General features: G+C 40.5%; 19 protein-coding genes. 2 read left to right on the forward strand and 17 right to left on the reverse strand.

The window, feature by feature from the left end:
• Positions 1 to 12: 12 nt before the first annotated feature.
• The 7 genes from MFP28_RS06970 to udk all read right to left on the reverse strand — a co-directional run bounded on the left by MFP28_RS06970 (position 13) and on the right by udk (position 5,253).
• Positions 13 to 717, reverse strand: coding sequence for a DUF443 family protein (locus MFP28_RS06970; RefSeq protein WP_002906754.1), 705 nt, complete (start codon positions 715 to 717; stop codon positions 13 to 15).
• A 56-nt stretch (positions 718 to 773) separates the two neighbouring features.
• Positions 774 to 1,145 (reverse strand): hypothetical protein, encoded by a 372-nt coding sequence (locus MFP28_RS06975; protein WP_002906755.1) that lies wholly within the window; start codon positions 1,143 to 1,145, stop codon positions 774 to 776.
• Positions 1,146 to 1,157: 12 nt separating this feature from the next.
• Positions 1,158 to 1,799 (reverse strand): DUF443 family protein, encoded by a 642-nt coding sequence (locus MFP28_RS06980; protein ID WP_032915953.1) that lies wholly within the window; start codon positions 1,797 to 1,799, stop codon positions 1,158 to 1,160.
• Between the two features lie 46 nt (positions 1,800 to 1,845).
• Entirely contained in the window at positions 1,846 to 2,874 is a 1,029-nt protein-coding gene (locus tag MFP28_RS06985) for a hypothetical protein (RefSeq protein ID WP_032916264.1), read from the reverse strand.
• A gap of 157 nt (positions 2,875 to 3,031) precedes the next feature.
• Positions 3,032 to 3,712 (reverse strand): hypothetical protein, encoded by a 681-nt coding sequence (locus tag MFP28_RS06990; RefSeq protein ID WP_002906759.1) that lies wholly within the window; start codon positions 3,710 to 3,712, stop codon positions 3,032 to 3,034.
• 72 nt (positions 3,713 to 3,784) lie between these two features.
• Positions 3,785 to 4,453 (reverse strand): YoaK family protein, encoded by a 669-nt coding sequence (locus MFP28_RS06995; protein ID WP_002906760.1) that lies wholly within the window; start codon positions 4,451 to 4,453, stop codon positions 3,785 to 3,787.
• Positions 4,454 to 4,617: 164 nt separating this feature from the next.
• Positions 4,618 to 5,253: a uridine kinase gene (udk, locus tag MFP28_RS07000; RefSeq protein ID WP_032909529.1), complete on the reverse strand. Its 636-nt coding sequence runs from the start codon at positions 5,251 to 5,253 to the stop codon at positions 4,618 to 4,620.
• 110 nt (positions 5,254 to 5,363) lie between these two features.
• On the opposite strand from udk, the gene MFP28_RS07005 reads away from it, so the two are divergent.
• Together MFP28_RS07005 and MFP28_RS07010 are read left to right on the forward strand one after the other, a co-directional pair.
• Positions 5,364 to 6,344, forward strand: a complete 981-nt coding sequence (locus MFP28_RS07005) for a Gfo/Idh/MocA family protein (RefSeq protein ID WP_002906761.1) — start codon at positions 5,364 to 5,366, stop codon at positions 6,342 to 6,344.
• Positions 6,334 to 7,425, forward strand: coding sequence for a DEAD/DEAH box helicase (locus MFP28_RS07010; protein WP_002906762.1), 1,092 nt, complete (start codon positions 6,334 to 6,336; stop codon positions 7,423 to 7,425). Before MFP28_RS07005 ends, MFP28_RS07010 begins: the two co-directional genes overlap by 11 nt.
• 94 nt (positions 7,426 to 7,519) lie before the next feature.
• Here the strand turns inward: MFP28_RS07010 and MFP28_RS07015 are convergent, their stop codons facing one another.
• The 10 genes from MFP28_RS07015 to MFP28_RS07060 form a co-directional block, all read right to left on the reverse strand.
• A complete protein-coding gene (locus MFP28_RS07015) occupies positions 7,520 to 8,917 on the reverse strand; it encodes a polysaccharide deacetylase family protein (protein ID WP_002906763.1) in 1,398 nt (465 codons plus the stop codon).
• 61 nt (positions 8,918 to 8,978) lie between these two features.
• Entirely contained in the window at positions 8,979 to 9,365 is a 387-nt protein-coding gene (gene gloA, locus MFP28_RS07020; RefSeq protein ID WP_002895748.1) for a lactoylglutathione lyase, read from the reverse strand.
• Between the two features lie 113 nt (positions 9,366 to 9,478).
• A complete protein-coding gene (locus tag MFP28_RS07025; RefSeq protein ID WP_002906765.1) occupies positions 9,479 to 10,417 on the reverse strand; it encodes a ketopantoate reductase family protein in 939 nt (312 codons plus the stop codon).
• A gap of 15 nt (positions 10,418 to 10,432) precedes the next feature.
• Positions 10,433 to 11,824: a sensor histidine kinase gene (locus MFP28_RS07030; RefSeq protein ID WP_002906766.1), complete on the reverse strand. Its 1,392-nt coding sequence runs from the start codon at positions 11,822 to 11,824 to the stop codon at positions 10,433 to 10,435.
• On the reverse strand, positions 11,814 to 12,488 hold the full coding sequence (locus MFP28_RS07035; RefSeq protein ID WP_002906767.1) for a response regulator transcription factor: 675 nt from the start codon (positions 12,486 to 12,488) through the stop codon (positions 11,814 to 11,816). Before MFP28_RS07035 ends, MFP28_RS07030 begins: the two co-directional genes overlap by 11 nt.
• A gap of 104 nt (positions 12,489 to 12,592) precedes the next feature.
• A complete protein-coding gene (locus tag MFP28_RS07040; RefSeq protein ID WP_032912009.1) occupies positions 12,593 to 13,075 on the reverse strand; it encodes a hypothetical protein in 483 nt (160 codons plus the stop codon).
• A gap of 181 nt (positions 13,076 to 13,256) precedes the next feature.
• Positions 13,257 to 14,072, reverse strand: coding sequence for an SDR family NAD(P)-dependent oxidoreductase (locus MFP28_RS07045; RefSeq protein ID WP_002906769.1), 816 nt, complete (start codon positions 14,070 to 14,072; stop codon positions 13,257 to 13,259).
• A gap of 3 nt (positions 14,073 to 14,075) precedes the next feature.
• The gene (locus MFP28_RS07050; RefSeq protein WP_002906770.1) at positions 14,076 to 14,402 is read right to left on the reverse strand and encodes a DMT family transporter; all 327 of its coding nucleotides are present in this window, start codon (positions 14,400 to 14,402) and stop codon (positions 14,076 to 14,078) included.
• Between the two features lie 55 nt (positions 14,403 to 14,457).
• Positions 14,458 to 14,742 carry a helix-turn-helix domain-containing protein gene (locus tag MFP28_RS07055; protein ID WP_002906772.1) on the reverse strand — a complete coding sequence of 95 codons (285 nt, stop codon included), beginning with the start codon at positions 14,740 to 14,742 and terminating at the stop codon, positions 14,458 to 14,460.
• A gap of 267 nt (positions 14,743 to 15,009) precedes the next feature.
• Entirely contained in the window at positions 15,010 to 19,224 is a 4,215-nt protein-coding gene (locus tag MFP28_RS07060; protein WP_002906774.1) for a GbpC/Spa domain-containing protein, read from the reverse strand.
• Between the last annotated feature and the right edge of the window lie 120 nt (positions 19,225 to 19,344).

Below are 19,344 nucleotides of genomic sequence, written 5' to 3' on the forward strand. Positions count from 1 at the left end.
TTTTTCAACATTTTAATTAAAGCTATCCATAAAATTTTTTCTCCTTTTTTTCTCTTTTATTTTTATCCAGTAATTACTTGCTGGGCGCATGAAAAACATATTCCCTACAAATAACCAAAATGTCAAAAATATTAACAATCCAATATGAACAATATAATTATCCACTTGATTAGTTAAAAAACCGGAAATAAGTACTATCGTGAATAATACCGACATGATATACAAAAAAATACTAAAAAGCAATTCTTTAACAAAACGAGGATAAAGGTATATCTTATGATAGCCTCTATTTTTTAATCTACTAGGAACTTCATAAGAAGCTGTAAGCCATAAACGCAAACCAAAGACCAATAGTACAATTAGGATAGCCAAAAAATTGCTAATTCTACTTGAATCAAATTTCAAAAATTGATTGATATCAAATACTCTTGATAGAAGCATGGCACCTAAGCCAGTTCCTAAGCCATAGCCAAGACCATGTTTTTCAAAGGCCTCTTTTAACCGAGCATTCTGCTCCTCTGATTGGGACAATTGCTCATATTCTTCCTTACTCATCTCGTAACATCTGTGAGGCACAAAGTAAATCAACAAGGGCAAGAAGTAGATAATCAAAAAAGGGCGTTCTACATCCAAAAGATAATAGTTATCCTCTGTTTTTAGTATACGATAGCAAAGATTTTTTTTAGCCAAGGGCTCCATTTCAGCCTTTTTAAACATTTATATAATACCTTTTCTCTCTATGGGCGGTTGTTAGTATTTATATACCTATAACTTTAATCAAGGAGTTTTTTTCCTAAAAAAAGATTCTCATCAGGATTATTTGCTGTGTCTTTTATTAAATATAGTGTTAAATTACTAAAGCTATGAATGTACTGGTACTCTTTATTTCCAACCTTAATCGTATTTTTTTCTTTTGAAATGGCTCCAACTTCTTTTTGACCATTTTCATGATAATATACATGATTTCCTTTTATTTCAATAAATCCCGCTTTGTCCATTTTATCGAAACTTTCATCTCCACTCTCAACCAAACTATAATATGTCCCATCAAGAGTCAGATTATTATAGAAAGTAACAGAAAGTACTACATCAAGTCCTAGCGCAATGATAGATAGTATAGATATCAAAATTTTTTTATTTTTCATTTATTTCTCCTCTTATCTCTCTATTGTATACTGACAGTTCTCACTATAGCTTAGATCACCTGCTAAAAGTAAACTAATTAGTAACATAAGACCATGAAATATCAGGAAGATTAGAGTTCCCCAGTTTAAAATGAGATAGCTAAACAAAAAAATTAGGAAGTTGAGAATCAAAACGCTCCTAAACTGCTTTTTCATCCAAGGAGCTAATTTAGCTAATTTTATTTTCCCTTGCCCTTTTGTATAAAGACTAAAATTAAATTTCTTTGCCAAAGATCGAGCTGATAAAAAATGGACTAGATTTGCAAATACTAATGCTAGTATAAAAGCAAGAAACCAATAAATCAATCTTTCAGTGAATGAGAAGCGAGGTGAATTAAGGTAAGCATCTAAACTTTCACTAGTTCTTATCCGCCCTGCCCAGACCGAAACAGCTAAAAATACTGGCATTGGAATTACAAGTGTCTCCAACCAATGTTTTTTACGCATTCGAATCTCCCAAAATTGCGACTCTGTCAATTGGTATATCGTTCGATTACTAAACCAATTCAGATAAGGGAAAAAATAGCCCCACAATGTCGGTAGCTTATCCAATAAAAAATATTCCTTACCATCCTCCAATAATATATAACGAAAATTTACATGATGCGCTCGCAAAGCAACCTCCTAGAATGTATACAAAAATAAATAGGTCTTGTTTGAATCAATTCTGATTGTTAATTTCCTTATTTCTTCCCTTTTTTAGTTTTATCTCTTGATTTTTTGATTTTTTGATTTTCGATAGTATAAAACTAGCCAAGCAATCTAATCCTATTAGGTAGATAAAAACTCTGCCAATAAAATTTAGCCAAAGAGGATGTTTTATACTTGGATTCGAATAGCTAGTATTATAAAAAACACCTAAGAATATAGCAAAAACTAAGATTTCAATAGGAATACGAATTTTTGTTTTTTTCAAACTAAATCCTTTAAATAGTTCTCGAAAAGTTTCTTTCCTTTTAGGAGCCTCTTCCCAATATTCCTTACTCTGAATTTTTAGATATAAAAGGTATGTAACCTCTATGATTAGTTGGGAGAACGCATAGCTGAAAAGAAGAGAACCCGAAATCCCAAAGATAAGAATCAACTTTCCTGAAAGAATTCCTCCTAACATAGAGAGGCCGAAAATAATGAGAAGAGAATTTCGACTATAGACGCTAGATTTCGCTAAATAGTTGCCCACTGTTCTATTTATAGAGAATCCATTTTTAAGCTGCCTTTTTAAGCAAAGATAATGATAGATAAAACTTAGAACTGTTTCTACGATAAATAATGGCACAAAAATTGGTGAGTACTTGGGAAACCCTATCGTAAATTCTTTTGTTGATATCGAAGTAACTACAATTAAAAGCATCATCAACTGTAAAGAAAAGAATATACTTGCATAACATAATGCTAGAAAAGCAGTTGATAAAATTTGCCTTTTGTAAACAAAGGAACCTAAAAAAGGAAGAAAAAAGGCTATAACAAGATAACATGCAATAAACACGAGTAAATTAAAAAATATATTGCTAAATGGATTAATTTCCAAACCTATATTAAAATAGTAATAAAAAGCAATAATTTCAATAGCCAATATTAGTACCCCAGTCCATGCAATAACCAGCATACTGACAGATGCTCGTGTATTAGCTAGACTTTTAAAATACAGCTTATTTGCATCTTTAATTTCTTTAAATGTATTTTCTTTCAAACCTTTATACCTTAAAAATGAACTATCCATGTTCCCTTCATCCTTACATGAGCATTTTGTTCAATCTACGAAAATGCCATCGATAATACTCAGTATTATTGATAAATCAAACCCTATAAAAAATCTGCACCAAAAATGAAGAACAAAGAATCCAATTTTATTTATCTTTATTCTCCTTTTCTTCTGCAAATATCACTTTCCCCTGCTCATACTTCCGCACGGCTAAGAGCCAGCGGATAGGATTGTTTTGGAATAAAAGTAGTACGACGCTAATTGGAATAATCGTTGCTCCGATTGGTACCATGAACATAGACGGCTCAAACCATTCATGTTCATAGTAAGGAATGAAGGTTGCAGGTATGACAAGGAACACAGCAATAACCAGACAGAACAAAAGAACGAGGATAACAAATAGATACAAGATGATTTTATCGACTGTTGGTTTCTTATCTGGAGATTTTCTCCAAAAGGTACTTCTTTCAACCGCCTGTTTAAACTGCTCTTCACTTGCTGGAACGACAGACTCGACCCCACTGTAGAAGAGTTTTTCGAATCCATAAACACTTCCGATAAAAACGAAAAGGATTGCGGCTAGATGGATAGGAATCATCCACTCACTCAATCTAAAGGGCGCTATCAAGGAACGAATCCAAATACCGATGATAGCAACTAGCACGAAAGCAAAGAATAGAACCCAAGGCCACTTGGATTTCTTTGAACTAATGGCACCGTCGGTGTCTGAAACGGTGCTAGATTCTGTCGCTAATGCCTCTCTTGTCCTTGTATTATAGTACACGGATTGCAGGCTTCCTTGCCCTATATAAATGATTTTTCTCAAATTCTTTCTATTTATCCTTCTTTCTATCCATTTTTTATTTTAATAAATACAATCCATTGGCATTCAGCAACTTCATCTCCTCATATACTGAATTCCTCGGAAAAGGAGAAAGGCTGTTAGAATCAGGGAAACAAGCCAGATGGTCTTCAGGAGGTAAAATTGAATCAGATAGGTAGAGATGATGGCTCCGACTACAAAGCTTGCCAATAGAGCAACAAAGAAAAGGCCTTCTTTCAAATCTTTCGCTTTCTTGTTTCGAGCATAGTTGCCAAAAGCTACCATGGTTTTCTTGATATTCCCCGTCATAAAGGAGTTGTTATAGACAATACCATCCACCTCGCCAAAAGCCGTCGCGACCAGACCCGTGCAGAAAGCCAGTGGCGGCACGATATAGAGATGGGGGATATTTGCTGGCAAAAATCCTGCGACAGTTGTCGTCAATATCAAGGGAAAAACGCTGGATAGTCTGCGCCAAGAATGCTCAAAATGATGCTGAAAATCAGTCATCAAAAAAATCCCCAGCATAAAAGCCAACATAGTTGCCAATTTCACTTCGATTCCTCTTGTCTCTTGATTGATGAGTTCAACCGAAAGGAAAACGACATTTCCCGTCTGACCTGCCACCAAGGTGCCTCCCCTCTCAATGAAGGTATAGGCATCGATAAATCCTGCACAAAAGGTCAAGAGGCAGGCAAAAAATTTTGAACGAGAGTGAAACTCTCTTTTTACAAATTGTTTCATAAATCACCTACAAAATAAGGGAGTGACCAGACTCCGAAAATCATAGATTTCAGTCCGTCCACTTCCCCTTGCTAGATTACATTTCAAAAATCTTGCAGCTACTGCGATTCGCCAGATTGACAACTATTTATTTCCTCAAATGACGGAGCAGAAAGCTACGTGTCCTAGCCTTCTCTGGCTTCCTTAAGGATTTTTTCAATCTTGGTCGTAATCAGATCAATAGCCACCTTATTAGAAGCTCCCTCTGGAATGATAACATCCGCATAGCGCTTGGTCGGCTCGATGAACTGATGGTACATAGGCTTAACGACACCCAAATACTGTTCAATAACACTATCCAAACTACGGCCACGCTCTTCCATGTCCCGCTTAATCCGACGAATAATCCGAACGTCATCATCTGTGTCCACAAAGATCTTAATATCCATCAAATCTCTCAGGCGCTGGTCCTCTAAGACCAAAATCCCCTCAACGATGAACACATCCTGAGGCTCCTGACGATAGGTCTTTTTGCTGCGGGTATGCTCCGTATAGTCGTAAGTGGGAATATCCACTGGCCGACCAGCCAAGAGCTCCTTGATTTGCTCAATCATCAGGTCCGTATCAAAGGCAAAAGGATGGTCATAGTTGGTCTTCACCCGCTCCTCAAAAGTCAGATGTGTCTGATCCTTATAGTAGGAGTCATGCTCAATCATGGCAATATTTTCATTTGGAAAATTAGCCAAAATCGCTCGAGAAACACTGGTTTTTCCGCCTCCGGAACCACCAGTCACACCAATAATAATAGGTCTATTTTGCATTATAAGCTCCATCTCTTGTTATCTTATCTATTTTACCGCAATTCATGTTATAATGAAAGAGCTAAAATAAAAAAAGTACATGCTTAAAAATAGAAAAAAAGGAGGTTTTTATGTTCAAACTTGGAATCATCGGAACAGGTTCTATTTCTCATGAGTTCATCAAGGCCGCTCACTCAACAGGCGACTATCAGCTGGCAGCTGTCTACTCTCGGACTTTAACTTCTGCTGAGCGCTTTGTGCAAAACTATGAAAATACAGCCGTCTATACTGAAATGCTGGACTTTCTGTCGTCCGATATTGATGTCGTTTATATCGCCAGTCCCAACAGTCTGCATTTCAAGCATGCCAAGGTAGCCATTCTGTCTCGTAAACATGTCATTGTCGAAAAGCCGGCGGTCTCTCGTCCCAAAGAATGGCGGGAATTGGTCAAGCTGGCTGACGAGCACCAAGTCTATCTCTTTGAAGCTGCCCGCAACTATCATGAGCAGGCCTTTGATACGATCAGTGATTTCCTCAAGGACAAGACCGTCTTGGGAGCCAACTTCACCTATGCCAAGTATTCTTCTAAAATGCAGGCTCTGCTTGCAGGAGAGCAACCCAACGTTTTCTCAGCCAAGTTTTCCGGCGGCGCTTTGATGGACTTGGGTGTCTACCCTGTCTATGCCGCTATCAGACTTTTCGGCCATCCCCGCTTCGCTCGCTACAGCGCCCAGCAGCTAGCCAATACGATTGATTTAAATGGAGCCGGCTGTCTCATCTATCCAAATTTTCAAGTTCAGATTCAGGCCGGTAAAAATATACACAGCAATCTACCTGCAGAGATTTACACGGATCAGGGAACTCTGACTTTAGATGGGATTGAATTTATCAGCTCTGCTATTTTCCAAAGTCTGAACGGTCAAGAGGAGATACTGCCTATCAAGCGTGCTTCACACACCATGCTGGAAGAAGCTCAGGCTTTCGCGCGAGTGCTCAAGGGCGTACAGGATGCGTCTTACGAGAAATGGTTAGATGCGGCGGCGGTCGTTCATGAAAGCTTATTTGCCATGCGCAAGGACGCTGGCATTAGATTTGAGGTTGATGATGATTAAGGAACAATTTCCCCCGAGCTGGCAAAATCAGCTGGCTCAGCTAGGCTTTGAAGATTTGACAGCTATTCAGGAGAAGATGTTTGAGCCTATTTCTGCAGGCGATACTGTGCTGGGAATCAGTCCGACTGGTACTGGTAAAACTCTGGCCTATCTCTTTCCCAGTCTGCTCAAGCTGACACCTAAAAAAGCCCAACAACTATTGATTTTAGCTCCTAATACTGAGCTGGCTGGACAAATTTTTGAGGTCTGCAAGACTTGGGCAGAGCCTTTAGGGCTGACAGCCCAGCTCCTGCTCTCCGGATCCAGCCAGAAGCGACAAATCGAGCGCCTTAAGAAAGGTCCGGAAATTATCATCGGAACGCCTGGGCGGATTTTCGAGTTGGTCAAGCTCAAGAAAATCAAGATGATGAATGTCGAAACCATCATTTTAGATGAATTTGACCAGCTGCTCAGCGATTCTCAGTATCATTTTGTAGATAAAATCACCCACTATGCGCCTCGTGACCACCAGCTGGTATATATGAGCGCCACTGCTAAGTTCGACCACGATAAAATTGCTGAAAATACTCTAGAAATCAGCATTGACGACCAAGTTTTGGATAACATCCAGCATTTTTACATGCAAGTCGAAAAACGTGATAAGGTGGAGTTGCTCCGCAAATTATCCAATGTTGAAGATTTCCGTGGACTGGTCTTCTTCAACGCTCTGTCAGACCTAGGAAGCGCCGAGGAAAAACTCCAGTATCGTGAAGCCAACGCGGTTTCTCTAGCCAGCGATGTCAATGTTAAGTTCCGCAAGGTGATTCTAGATAAGTTCAAAGAACATCAGATTACTCTCTTGCTAGCCACTGACTTGGTTGCTCGCGGCATTGATATTGACTCGCTAGAATGCGTCGTCAATTATGAGCTTCCGCGCGATTTAGAAACCTATACCCACCGCTCTGGCCGAACCGGCCGCATGGGCAAGGAAGGCTATGTCATTACCTTTATCAGTCATCCAGAAGAACTGAAGACATTAAAAAAATACGCTTCTGTTCGCGAAATTGTACTAAAAAATCAAGAACTTTATGTAACAAGTTAAACTAAAAAAAGCTTTGGAAACATTAGATTTCCAAAGCTTTTTGCTTCTACTCATTACCAACAACGATTTCAAAAATCTAAACCCAAGGACCGTCTTAGTCTCTGCCGTAATAAATACGATGGGGCTCTAGCTGACCTTCCAGCAGCTCATTGACCGTCACCAGAGTATAGCCGTTACTCTTCAGATATTCGAGGACACTTGGCAGAGCGTCAATACTGGTCTGGTGAATATCATGCATGAGGATAATCGAGCCTGGTTGAGTTTTAGCAATCTCTTGCATAATAGCTTTAGTATTGCGTGTCTTCCAGTCTAGACTGTCTACATTCCACATGATAAAGGACTGGTCAACCGAATTTTGAATTGTAGCATTAATAGCTCCATAAGGAGGCCGCGTAATCGTTGGCTTGATGCCTATGACATTGTTAATAGCGGTCTGGGTATCAAGGATTTCTTTTTGGGCTGACTCCAGAGGAAGTTTGGTTAAGACTGGATGGTCCCATGTATGAATCCCAATCTGATGACCTTCATTGTGCACGCGCTTGACAATCGCTTCATTACCAGCAATGTTTTGCCCAACCATAAAGAAGGTCGCCTTGGCACCATATTTCTTGAGGATATCCAGAGCCTGCGGTGTTGTCTTAGGATCAGGACCGTCATCAAAGGTCAGAGCAACCATTTTCACATGCTTCTTAGCCTCAAAACTCTGATAAGCTGCCAAGTCATCTCCAGTCAGATAGTCCGCATTGATCTGGTCATAGAAGCTAGATAAAGGAACGTCAATACTGGTTAAGCCTTGCACTTCCTTGCTCAATTTAATAGAAAAATGGCTGTACTCATAACGGAAGGACCACTGGCCCAACTCCGTTCCATTGAGGGTGTTGAGAATTCCCGTCTGCACCGCCTCATCGACCTGTCTAAAGGTCAGCTGGCTGGATATTTCGTTGATGAAGATTTCCTTAGCTGCATCGGGATCCTGAAAGAGCTTATCCAGAGTGAAACGGCTGCCGTCTGCACCAAGGTAGCTGTCAGCAACTTCCCGCTCTTCTCCTTTACTGATTTTCATCTCTTTGACATGATAGTCCTTGCGATGCACCAGTACTTCTTTGACGTCCTTCAGGCTCGTTTCTTTTTCCTCAGCATAGTAGAAGGTCAATTCTTCAATCTTATCGCCCTTCTTCTGATTATCCTTAATCGTCTGGCTATCTGCGTCCATCTGCTCCTTGACGCTTGCCATAACCTGACCATCCAGCAGAGGATAAAAGGACTCCACATAGTGGCTGCCAATCATCTTGCTCTGCTTTTCAGTTTTTTCAGCGTGGTAGGTCTCTTCTTGAGAAATCAGCACACTAACCTTCTCTTGCAGTTCCTTTTCTTGGAAAATAGCGTAAATTTTTACAGCACCCAGAAATAGAGCAGCAACAAAAGCTAAACCTAGCAAGCTGAGAACAATGAGTGTTTTCTTTCCGTGTTTCTTGTTATTTTGTCTTTTCATACACCTGTCCTAAATGAATAAAAATCATCATTTATCTTGCAAAATTAACTGCAGCTAGATGTTAGAGACTCTTCTCACGAATGACTTCCACCTTGTAGCCATCAGGATCTTTTACAAAATAATAATTAGGCGGGTTGCCGGGAAGACCCTTTGGATCTGTCACTTCATAGCCTTTGGCCTTGTGCTCAGCGTGCAGACCTTCCAAGTCTGGCGTGCTAAGTGCCACATGAGCAAAACCGTCCCCAATCACATAAGGACCATGGTCATAGTTATAGGTCAGTTCCAGCTCATAATCATCGCCTTCCAAACCTAGATAAACGATAGTAAACTGATAATCTGGAAAATCCTTGCGGCGCAGCTCTTTAAAGCCAAAAGCCTCTGCATAAAAAGCGATAGACGCTTCCAAATTCTCCACACGTAAACAAGTATGTAACATTTTTGATGCCATAATTTCACCTCATTCTTTCTTGTTTATTATTATACCCTATTTTGGGCAAAACTTATATTAAATTTTTAAAAAAGTAAATAAAAGCCAGATAAAAAGCAAGCCATTAAGGCCTGCTAAGAATTGTTTTTCAAAAAATGTTCAATGAAGTCGCTATACGAATTCCATTGAGGCATGGGAATGCTTTCCTTTTCAGCACTTCTTTTGATTTCAAAATATTGATCAACCCACTCGGCATAGCCTGAATGCATATGATTTGTGACCATTTCGGCAACCAAAGGCTGACTCAACATGAACTTCATTACTGGAACCAAGAGAAATAAGGGCAGGGATAGATATTTAGTAGGTTTATAACGATGTTTAGGAATGCCATATCGCTGACAGAGTTCTAAACCTTCTCGCCAAGCGCAAATCATCTTTCGAATTGCTTTTTTATCTTTCAAGAGTGCATCAAAAGTCCCCGCTTCTGCAACTGCACCTGCCATTACCGCCTCCTGAAGGCAGTGAACCTTCATCCAAGAAGCCAAGTTAGGCATAGCATCAATGCCTATCCCACTAGCTGTGAAGATAGGAGACAACTCTGCTGTGTAAGAATCATCATCAAGTAACGTAGCTTCTTTGAAAATGATAGCTTGGATCCGACCATCACTCTTTCGCCCTCCTCCAACAGAAGAAGGAAAAGCTAACGACACCTGCTTTCTGTCCAAATAAGAAGGAATCTTGGAGTTGATATTCCAGTTATTCTGTAAAATAAGTAAATGAGCTTTTTCCTTTATATCCGCCAAATGATTCAATGCCTGCTCTAGTTGCAAACTATTTACCGTTAAGAGAATCAAGTCATAGTCTTGAGCGATACTCGTCACCAATGGCGGCTGGAAATGATGTTCTTTATAGACCTGTTCATCTTTCCTTAAATCTTTAATAGAAAGTGTGAAGCCTTGCTCTAAAGTCGACAGCTTATGCTCTCTAACTAAGACAGTAACTTGATGTTGATTAGACAGTAACCAAGCGTATGTCAAACCAATCGTGCCAGCACCATAAACCAAAATGTTCATATTAGGCCTCTCCCGCTATTTTACAGAACGCTTTTTCGTTTCTTTCAGTAGCAGTTTAACTTCAAAGACCGTACCTCTTGGTTTGTTGTCCTTGACATAAATAGTGCCCTTGAAAGCATCGACAATCTGCTTGGCCAGAGAAAGTCCTAGACCAAAGCCACCTTTCTGACGGGTCCGAGCCTTATCCACCCGATAAAAGCGATCAAAAATCTTCTTCTTATCTTCATCTCTGATACCAGGACCATTGTCCGCCACTCGGAAAATAAGGTGACGATCTGTCGAAGTAGCCATGACACTGATTACGCCATCATCATCTGTGTACTTGATAGCATTGTCAAATAGGATGGTCATCAGCTGCTTGAGGAAAATTTGATCTGTCACAATGGGGTGCTTGATCATATTTTCTGAATGAAAGGCTTTTTTATTCTCCCTTGCGATAATGCAGTAATTAGCAAAGGTCGTATCAAAAAATTCCGGTTCGACTTCACCATATTGTGGCTTAATGCCATCATCGCGACGGGCCAGGTTGAGCAGATTGGTTGTCAGCAAGCGCATATTCCGTACTTCATCCAAGCTAGAAGCAATATTTTCACTGCTCTGCATAATTGTAGCTTCAGGCTTACGAAAAAGCGTCTCTAAGCGGCTCTGCAATACTGCCAGAGGAGTCCGTAGCTCGTGACTGGCATTTTCCACGAAAGCCTTCTGCTTCTGGATACTTTCCAGCAGAGGCTTGACACTCATACGAGCCAGATAAATACTGGCAATCAGAGAAATTCCCCAGAAGCTGACCATGACCATGGCAATCAACTGCTCATGCTTGCTGCTGGTCTGCTCCAGCTGGCTGATACTAGTCATGACCACAGCATACTTGATATCAGGATACTCATTTTTAGGATCAATATCAAAGAGATAAGCCCGATAGCTTTCTGTCTGACCAAAGCTGTTGCCAATCACAATTTCCTTGATTTGATTCAGATAGGACTTGTTAAACTCTAATGAATTAAAGTCCAGAAAGCCATCGCTCTTGCTGGTGGAAATATTTTTATAATTATCATCCAAAAGCAGAGCGAAAGTATTAGAACTGAAATTTGGCGTCGTCAAATTGTCAGGCTTAGGTTCTTCGTTTGGATCGCCATCTGGATCTTTACTGCTCTTAGGACTTTTAGTGTTGACCTTATTGCTAGGATTAGACTGCTGACCTGTCGTCCGATAGGCCAAATCTGCTACCGAACTAGGATCATTGCTCAGGTTTTTAAGATTTTCATCAACAGACGTATAAAGGCTGGAGCGCATAACCTGAATAATAATCAAGGTCATGGCTGAGAAGATTAATGTAAAGAGCCCAAAATAGCGAATGAAATAAGAGAAATCATCCGCATAAAAGGTCTTCTTGATTTTATTCAGCATCTTTTAAAATGTAGCCGACACTACGAAGAGTATGTAGGTTTTTCGCAAATGTCGTTCCTTTCAGTTTTTTACGAATTTTGGAAACGTACACTTCGACAACGGAAACAGTGGTATCACTGTCAAAGCCCCAGAGACGATCAAAAATTTGAGTCTTAGGCAAGATTTCATTTTGATTTTGCAAGAAATAAACCAAGAGGTCGAACTCTTTACCAAGCAACTCTACGTCTTTACCTGCCTTCGTGGTTGAATTTGTGGATAGATTGACCGTCACATCACCGTAAGAAAGAGTATTCTCGTTGAATTTACCAGCGCGTTTCAAGAGCGCTTGGATCCGCATTTTCAGTTCTTCCAAATAGAAAGGTTTTGTCAGATAGTCGTCAGCTCCGAGCTCAAAGCCATGTCCTTTGTCATCCAAGCTTTCCTTAGCTGTCATTATGAGAACAGGTGTTGTGACTCCTTTTGCTCGGAGATCTTTCAGCACTTGGAAACCGTCCTTTTCAGGCAGCATGAGATCCAGTAAGATGAGGTCATAAACACCGCTTTCTGCTTCATATAGACCTTCTTCGCCATCAAAAACCTGCATTACATCTGCAAAATCATCTAAAAAATCAAAAACTGAGTTTGACAGTCCAAGGTCATCTTCTACCAATAGAATTTTAATCATTTTTCTTTCCTCCAATAAAACTTTCCAAGATTATGTCTTTTGGTTTTTGTTTTATTTGCTATTCTTATTATATCATGACTCGGGTCAAAATCAGTAAGTTTTTTCTACGACTGCGACGTTTTATTTTCTTTTGTCGACTTATTATTGTTCTTGTCCGATTGTTCATTTGTGTTCGTTGAAGACTTTTTATTGTTTTTCTTCCCGTTGTCATTTTGCTGAGTAGGAGAATCCTTGCTCTTGTCATTGTCAGACTGCCGGCCGTCTTGAGGCTGCATTCCTTGGTCTTGACCGTTTTGTCCTGAACCACTATCCTGCGGCGGCATTCCATTACCCGGTCCACCATTTTGACCATTCTGACCTGGTTGTGGTGGCAATCCATTTCCTGCACTCTGACCATTCTGTCCCTGCTCCGGTGCTCCAGGCATAGTAGCTGGCTGTTGAATAGCTGATTGCTGATTGTTTGTACCGTGAATAACTGTCGCAAGACCATAGCCACCCAGAAGTCCGACTGCTAGAGCACCACCCGTCGCAACCGTCAGCCACCATTTGATACTTTTTTCTACAACAATCATTTTTTCCATATCCATTAAATCTATTACCTTCTTTCTTTTGTAAATTTTTCTGACTCTTTCTTTCAAGCAAGAAGCTAATGCAGCTTACAAGTCATCCCATACACATCCTTTCACTAGAATAGCATTATCATATAGTTTTTTACTTAAACAGGACTGAATTTTTTCTTAAAAAAGGCTGAAAAATAGGGAAAATGGATTATGCAAAGTGCTTTTTCAATATACGGCTATATTTATCTAATAAAAGAAAATCAGCTAATCTTGAAGACAAAAGATTGAGTTTAGCAAACAAAAATGCCCCTCGCCCCATCAGGATGACTCTTTGATGAGACTTAATACCTTTTAGCAAAGCTAGGCAAACTTCGTCTGTAGTTGAAATCATAATCCCCATTTCTTTCCAAATAGGATGGTAAGGCTTTTCTGAGGGTGTATCCGCAGCATTGGGACAAAAATAGGTTAAATACACCTTTTTCTGCTCCTGCTTTAATTCGCGATTCATTGATTCAATAAAAGAAAAAATCCCTGCGCGACTAGCCACATCTACGCTATAGTAAGGGAAAGCGAGCCGCCCATCTGCAAAACCGCCAGAATGCACAATTGTAGCACCTTTTTCATTTGCTAATAAGGGCAGAAAAATCTTGCTAATCAGAATGGCGCCAGATAAATTGATTAACAGTGTCTGCTCTATGTCCTCAAGGGAATGCGCTGACAAAGACTTTCTTACATCAAAACCAGTTGCATTGATAACAATATCTATACATTCCGACCACTCTTGTATCTCTGATACTGCATTTTTTAGAGACTCTTCACTTGTAATATCCACTGAGCTTATTGGAATAAAAGACGAAAATTCTTGCACCAACATCTTTAACTTCTCTATATCTCTTCCTAAGAGATATAACCTAGCACCTGCTTGATGAAAAGCTCGTGTATAGACTCTTCCCAAACTGCCACTTGCACCAATAATTACAACCTTTTTATTTTTAAAATAATTATCAAACATATCATTCTCCATTCTCTAGTGAGTCTTTTGTGATAAATTCAATAAAACAAGTCCGACAATAACTAGACTTATCCCTAAAAGACTTACAGCTGTTACTTTTTCGTGCCACAGCAGAATAGATAATATCGTTGTCCCTACTAGACCTATTCCAGACCAAATAGCATAAGCTAGATTTAACTGAATGCCCTTTAAAGATAGAGATAAAAAGAAAAAGCACAAGCCATAAAACGTCAAAGCAAGGCAACCGAAAAATAGTTTCGAAAAACCTTGAGATAGTTTTAAAAGACTTGTGGCGGAAATTTCAAATAGAATTGCGAGAGATAAATAAAAATAGTAAAACATTGTTTTCCTCCTAATATTCTAAATAACTAAAAAGTTAGCAGGAAAATCAATAGAACTATCCGAGAGATGAAACAAAGCAAGTCCAAAGTGTACAGGCATTTGTCAAAATCATTGATTTTATGCTCGAATCTTTGGAGATAGATAAAGCATTTCGACCACATAGCTCATCTAATGAAATCTGGTAAAAATCGGCTAGACGAATAAGACTTACACTATCTAGAATCGTCTTATCATTTTCCCAGTTCGAGATGGTCTGCCGAGTCGTCCCTAGTGATTCTGCAATCTGAGCTTGACTATAGCCTTTTTGCTCCCGTATAAACTTCAATTGTTTTCCTAACATTATCTTTTCCTCCTCATCATACTTATTTTTTAGTTATTTGGCTAGATGAAATTCTTTAACATTAGTGATTATTGTAGGTAAAAATTCTTTGACATGGCTATTATAACATGATTTACGTTCATCTTAAAATACTTGCCTATCTAAAATACTTGATACATCTATCAACCATTTGCCCAAAAAATCAGCTGCAAAAAAGACTGGGACAAAATTGTCTCAGTCTTGATTTATCATGTTCAAAAGCTCTGGATGCAGGAGCTGCTTATCTTTTTATGACTCTTTCTTAGAAGAACGGAAGCCAGCTGAAGCTAGCAAGACCGCAAAGCCAAGATAAGTAAGAAGAGAGCTCGTATTGCTTCCAGTTTTAGGCAGTTGACCTTGAGAAGCTCTTTCTTTGGTTTGGTAGCTGACAGATAGCTGCAAGTTGCTTGCTTGTTTACTTGCAGATCTTTGATGCTGCCAAGTCTGGTTTGACAGAGGCTCAAATTTCTGTGCTGTTTGAATAGTAATTTCTGCAGGAGGTGTTGAAACACTAACCTGATTGGACTCTATCCGGTATTGATTATTAATCAGCAAGCTGAAATGATTGGTATAAGTTCTGCCTGGATACAAGAGTCGACCGACTGCTGCTGGAGCTAGCGTCTCGGTCGCAGTATTCAAGTCAGCATTGTAGCCTTCAAGCAGACCTGGTGCAGCAACAAAAGTCAAGACTCTGGTGCTCGGGTCATAAGAAACTTCATAACCAGGACTTTTCGCTCTAGTCGCTTCTAGATCCAATTCAAAACCTTCTGGCAGACGATCTTCCAATACGAAAGAGTGAATTGGCAAGCGATAAGCAGGCAAAGCATCCGTTACCAGATTAAGGACAGCAAAACTTCCATGGCTAACCTCTTGTTGATGAATATTCTTCTTGGACTCATTCTCCACCTCTTCTCTGACTTTTAACTGGATAAAGAGCTGGTTAAAGTGATAAGTTTGAGTCGGCGCTTGCGGACGGCTTGGCAAAGCTTGATAGCTAGGTTTAGCCGGTTTTTGAGGAAGATCTTGATAGGTCGGCTTTTCAGGCTTCTCAGGCAAAGGCAGGTCACTTTCTCTGACAGGTACCTGAGGCTCAGGCTGAAGAACTGGTTCTTGAGGGAGCTGAGGTTTCTGCATATAACTTGGTTCCAGTGGAAGGTCTTGTAAAGCAATTTCATCTTCATAAGCAGGCGGTTTCGGTCCTTCTCCCGTGCTTGCTTCAGGAGCTTTTTGAGGTTTTTCTGGTTCCTTAAAATAAGATGGTCGTTGAGGTGCCTGTGGCAGTGGATCTTCGGCCGGTGCTTGCGGAAGGCTCAGCAAGGGCTGCTCCTTCTCATAGGTCGGCTCTTCAACTGCAGTCGGCTCTGTCAATAGAGAAGGGGAGCTAGGTTCTTCTGGCACTTCCTGATAAACTGGCTTTTGAGGTTGAAGCGGCTCAGGCAGATAAGTTGGCTCTTGCGGCAGACTTTCCAAATCTCTTTCCGGTAGAACTGCTGGCTCCTCAGGCCGATTTGGAAGAGGAAGAGGCTGAGTTTCTGTCGGCTGTTTAGGAAGTTCTTGATAGGTCGGCTGAACTGGCTCTTCTGGCAAAGGTTGATAGACTGGCTGACTCGGAAGAGGCTGCAAGGCCTTGACTTCCTCATAAGCCGGTTCCTGAGGTTGAGCAACTTCTGTCGGAGCAACAGGCTTCATTGGAACACCTTTGGCTTTAATATCAGAGTTAAATACAAACCAAGCAGAACCCCGATTTCGCGAACCGATATCAAAAGAAATGACATCTCCCTGTGCCTTACCGACGATAGCGCCATACCAGTTATAGGGACTAGTGGGCGTATCCCACTTATTATACTCAAAGCGAGAGCCTTCCTTCTCATGGTTAATAGAAATATCGGCATGAACACTGGTATCTGGGTGAATGTTAATAGCAGATCCTGTGATAGGAACATATTCACCATTAAAATTCTTGATGTACTCAATCGCAGCTTTGTTCGTATTTAAAGATGAGAAGCTGACTAGCGAGCCTGTCATATCAAGTTTTTCTCCTGCCTCATCGAAAAACTCCGCTTGGACATTGACTCGAGATTGGCCATAAAAATCCAAGGTCCACACAGTCAAGGTCGGATCCTTAACTAAGAAAACCGGCAGCTTATCCTGACTCTTCGTTGATTCTTTCAGAGTATAAGTATAGATAACTTTAGCGATTTTCTTGCCTTGAATACTGGAATTTTTGATATTGGTATAAGTAGCTACCAGAGGCACATTTTTTTGCAAAACGACCTTGGTCTGATGCTCTTTCCCTTTTAAAACACTGGTCAAAGCTCTCATTCCTGATTCATCCATTCTCCAAGAACGAACCTCATCAGTCAGCTCATCATTGGTATAGGTTCTAATAGAGGGATCAAGCGTCAAGACAGCCTGGGGCTCAGATTTGAAAACAAAAGGCTGGCTTTCAACCTTACTGAGATAGCCTTCTTCATTTTTCTTAGCTTCAGCTTCCTGCAACTCTCTCTCAAAAGTTACAAGAGCTGCATCATACTTAGTTTTGGCTGTATCATAGGCAGCTTTTGCCTTCTTATATTCTTCCAACAGCTTATCATAGTCAGCTTTCAAGCGGGCATTTTTTCCTTTAATGCTTGCATTTTCCTGCTCAATCACTGCGTTCTGTGCTGAAATAGAAGCAAGGTTTGCCTCATAGTCTTCTTTTAGTCTTTGATTTTCTGCTTCAATCTTTGCAAGATTTGCTTGGTATGTCGCTAAGTCTGCCTGATAAGCAGCTAGTTTATTCTTGTTTTCTGTCTCAATCCGAGCAGTCGCCTCCTGGTAGGTAAGCAAGGCTTTCTCATATGCTTCTCGACTTTTCTGATTGCTTTCGGTGATTCGAGCCACATCCTGCTCATATTGAGCTAATTGATTTTTATAAAGCTCTTGTTTTTCCTGATTTTGCTGACGAATCTGGGCGTTTTCAGCTTCAATGGCAGCATTACGGGCTGTTACTTCTGCTTTTTCTGTCTCATAGGCAGTTTGGCGCTTCTTATTTTCAGCTTGGACACGCTCAAGTTCAGATTGATAGGCAGTCAAAGCTGCTTGATAATCTCTTTCTTTGGTCTCATTAGCAGCTTCGATTTCAGAGCGATTCTTTTGATAAGCAGCTAATTTGCTCTCATAGTCTTTCTCTGCTGCTTGATTTTTTTGACGAATCTCAGCCAATCTCTCTTGATAAGCAGCTAAATCAGCCTCATACTGCTCCTTTAAGCCCGCATTTTTCTTCTGAACAGCTAGATTTTGGGCCTCAATCTCTTTGTTCTGCTCCTGAATTTTGGCTAACGCTGTCTCATAAGATTGTTTAGCAGCTTGATTGTCTCTTTGAATGCGTTCTACTTCCTGCTGGTAAGCCGTCAATTCTGACTGATACTGCTGCTCTAGCTCAGCATTTTCTTTCTGAACCCGAGCCAATTCTTTCTCATAGTCAGCCAAGACAGCTTGATAAACAGCTTCTTTTCCCGCCTTAACCTGAGCCAGCCTGGAAACTTCAGCTTCAAACTGCTTGACTGCTTCCTGATAGGCCTTTTCAGCTGCCTGATTTCGTTCTGCAATGGCTGCATTTTCAGCTTGGGCTGCTTTGTTGTGAGCTGAGACCTGAGCAAGCTTTTCTTCATAGCGACGCTTTGCTTCTGCATTCTTCTCCTGGGTAGCTTTCAGCTCTGTAGCATAGCTCTCCATAGCAGTTTGGTAGTCTGCTTTTGCTTGAGCATTTTCTTGTGAAATCCGTGAACGCTCCTCTTGATAGGCTGCTAAAGCTGCTTGATAGGAGGCTTCTTTCTCTTGATTGATTTTTACTATACGGCTCAATTCTGCCTGATAAGCCGTCCGTTTCTGCTCATAGTCTGCCTCTAGCTGAGTATTTTCAGCCTGAATGCGACTGGACTCTTGTTCATAGGAAGCCAGAGCCTTGTCATATTGGTCTTTCAGGGCTTGATTGGCAGACTCTTTCTGACTGAGCTCTTTCTCATAGGTCTTCAACTGTTCTTGATAAGCTGCTGTGTTTTCACGTATTTCCTTGATTTGAGTCGCATAATCCGCTAGCGCTGTCTCCCGTTTACTCGCAGCTTCTTCTGGATTTCTAGCTGTTCCTAAATCAACAGTCGGCTCCTGCTTTATCTGAATTCCTGCTTTCTCGGCCTCAGCCAAAGCCTGATCCATTTCCGAATGGGAAACCTCCAAAAGGAGCTTGTCTTGCCCTACTGGCTCTGACTGAGCAGGGGCAGCAGTTGGCTGGGGTGCTTCGGTTGGCGAAAGAGCTGCTTCAGAAAGGGCAGACTGGTCTGCTGCTGAAGATACCTTCTCCTCTGCTTGAACTGATCCGGCCGCTACCATCAAAGCCGCACCCAAAACAGCTCCGCACAAGCCCTTAGAAAGGGGGCTCTTGCGGAAGCCATAGACTATTTTCTTTTCCATTATAAACTCCATTTCTCCTTTAAACAGTTGCCTGTTTATTTTACATACTTCTCTATTTTATCAAAGCAAAGGCATATAAGCAATGTTTAAATACTCAAAATGATAAAGAAAAAGTCTGAGATAAGATAATAT

This window comes from Streptococcus sanguinis (assembly GCF_050234405.1).
In the GTDB taxonomy this organism is placed as follows: domain Bacteria; phylum Bacillota; class Bacilli; order Lactobacillales; family Streptococcaceae; genus Streptococcus; species Streptococcus sanguinis_W.

Excerpts from the sequence above, each read along its gene's own strand:
- MFP28_RS06970 (WP_002906754.1), bottom strand. The coding sequence starts at position 717 with ATGTTTAAAAAGGCTGAAATGGAGCCCTTGGCTAAAAAAAATCTTTGC.
- MFP28_RS06975 (WP_002906755.1), bottom strand. The coding sequence starts at position 1,145 with ATGAAAAATAAAAAAATTTTGATATCTATACTATCTATCATTGCGCTA.
- MFP28_RS06995 (WP_002906760.1), bottom strand. The coding sequence starts at position 4,453 with ATGAAACAATTTGTAAAAAGAGAGTTTCACTCTCGTTCAAAATTTTTT.
- udk (WP_032909529.1), bottom strand. The coding sequence starts at position 5,253 with ATGCAAAATAGACCTATTATTATTGGTGTGACTGGTGGTTCCGGAGGC.
- MFP28_RS07005 (WP_002906761.1), top strand. The coding sequence starts at position 5,364 with ATGTTCAAACTTGGAATCATCGGAACAGGTTCTATTTCTCATGAGTTC.
- MFP28_RS07010 (WP_002906762.1), top strand. The coding sequence starts at position 6,334 with ATGATGATTAAGGAACAATTTCCCCCGAGCTGGCAAAATCAGCTGGCT.
- MFP28_RS07015 (WP_002906763.1), bottom strand. The coding sequence starts at position 8,917 with ATGAAAAGACAAAATAACAAGAAACACGGAAAGAAAACACTCATTGTT.
- gloA (WP_002895748.1), bottom strand. The coding sequence starts at position 9,365 with ATGGCATCAAAAATGTTACATACTTGTTTACGTGTGGAGAATTTGGAA.
- MFP28_RS07025 (WP_002906765.1), bottom strand. The coding sequence starts at position 10,417 with ATGAACATTTTGGTTTATGGTGCTGGCACGATTGGTTTGACATACGCT.
- MFP28_RS07030 (WP_002906766.1), bottom strand. The coding sequence starts at position 11,824 with ATGCTGAATAAAATCAAGAAGACCTTTTATGCGGATGATTTCTCTTAT.
- MFP28_RS07035 (WP_002906767.1), bottom strand. The coding sequence starts at position 12,488 with ATGATTAAAATTCTATTGGTAGAAGATGACCTTGGACTGTCAAACTCA.
- MFP28_RS07040 (WP_032912009.1), bottom strand. The coding sequence starts at position 13,075 with ATGGATATGGAAAAAATGATTGTTGTAGAAAAAAGTATCAAATGGTGG.
- MFP28_RS07045 (WP_002906769.1), bottom strand. The coding sequence starts at position 14,072 with ATGGAGAATGATATGTTTGATAATTATTTTAAAAATAAAAAGGTTGTA.
- MFP28_RS07050 (WP_002906770.1), bottom strand. The coding sequence starts at position 14,402 with ATGTTTTACTATTTTTATTTATCTCTCGCAATTCTATTTGAAATTTCC.
- MFP28_RS07055 (WP_002906772.1), bottom strand. The coding sequence starts at position 14,742 with ATGTTAGGAAAACAATTGAAGTTTATACGGGAGCAAAAAGGCTATAGT.
- MFP28_RS07060 (WP_002906774.1), bottom strand. The coding sequence starts at position 19,224 with ATGGAGTTTATAATGGAAAAGAAAATAGTCTATGGCTTCCGCAAGAGC.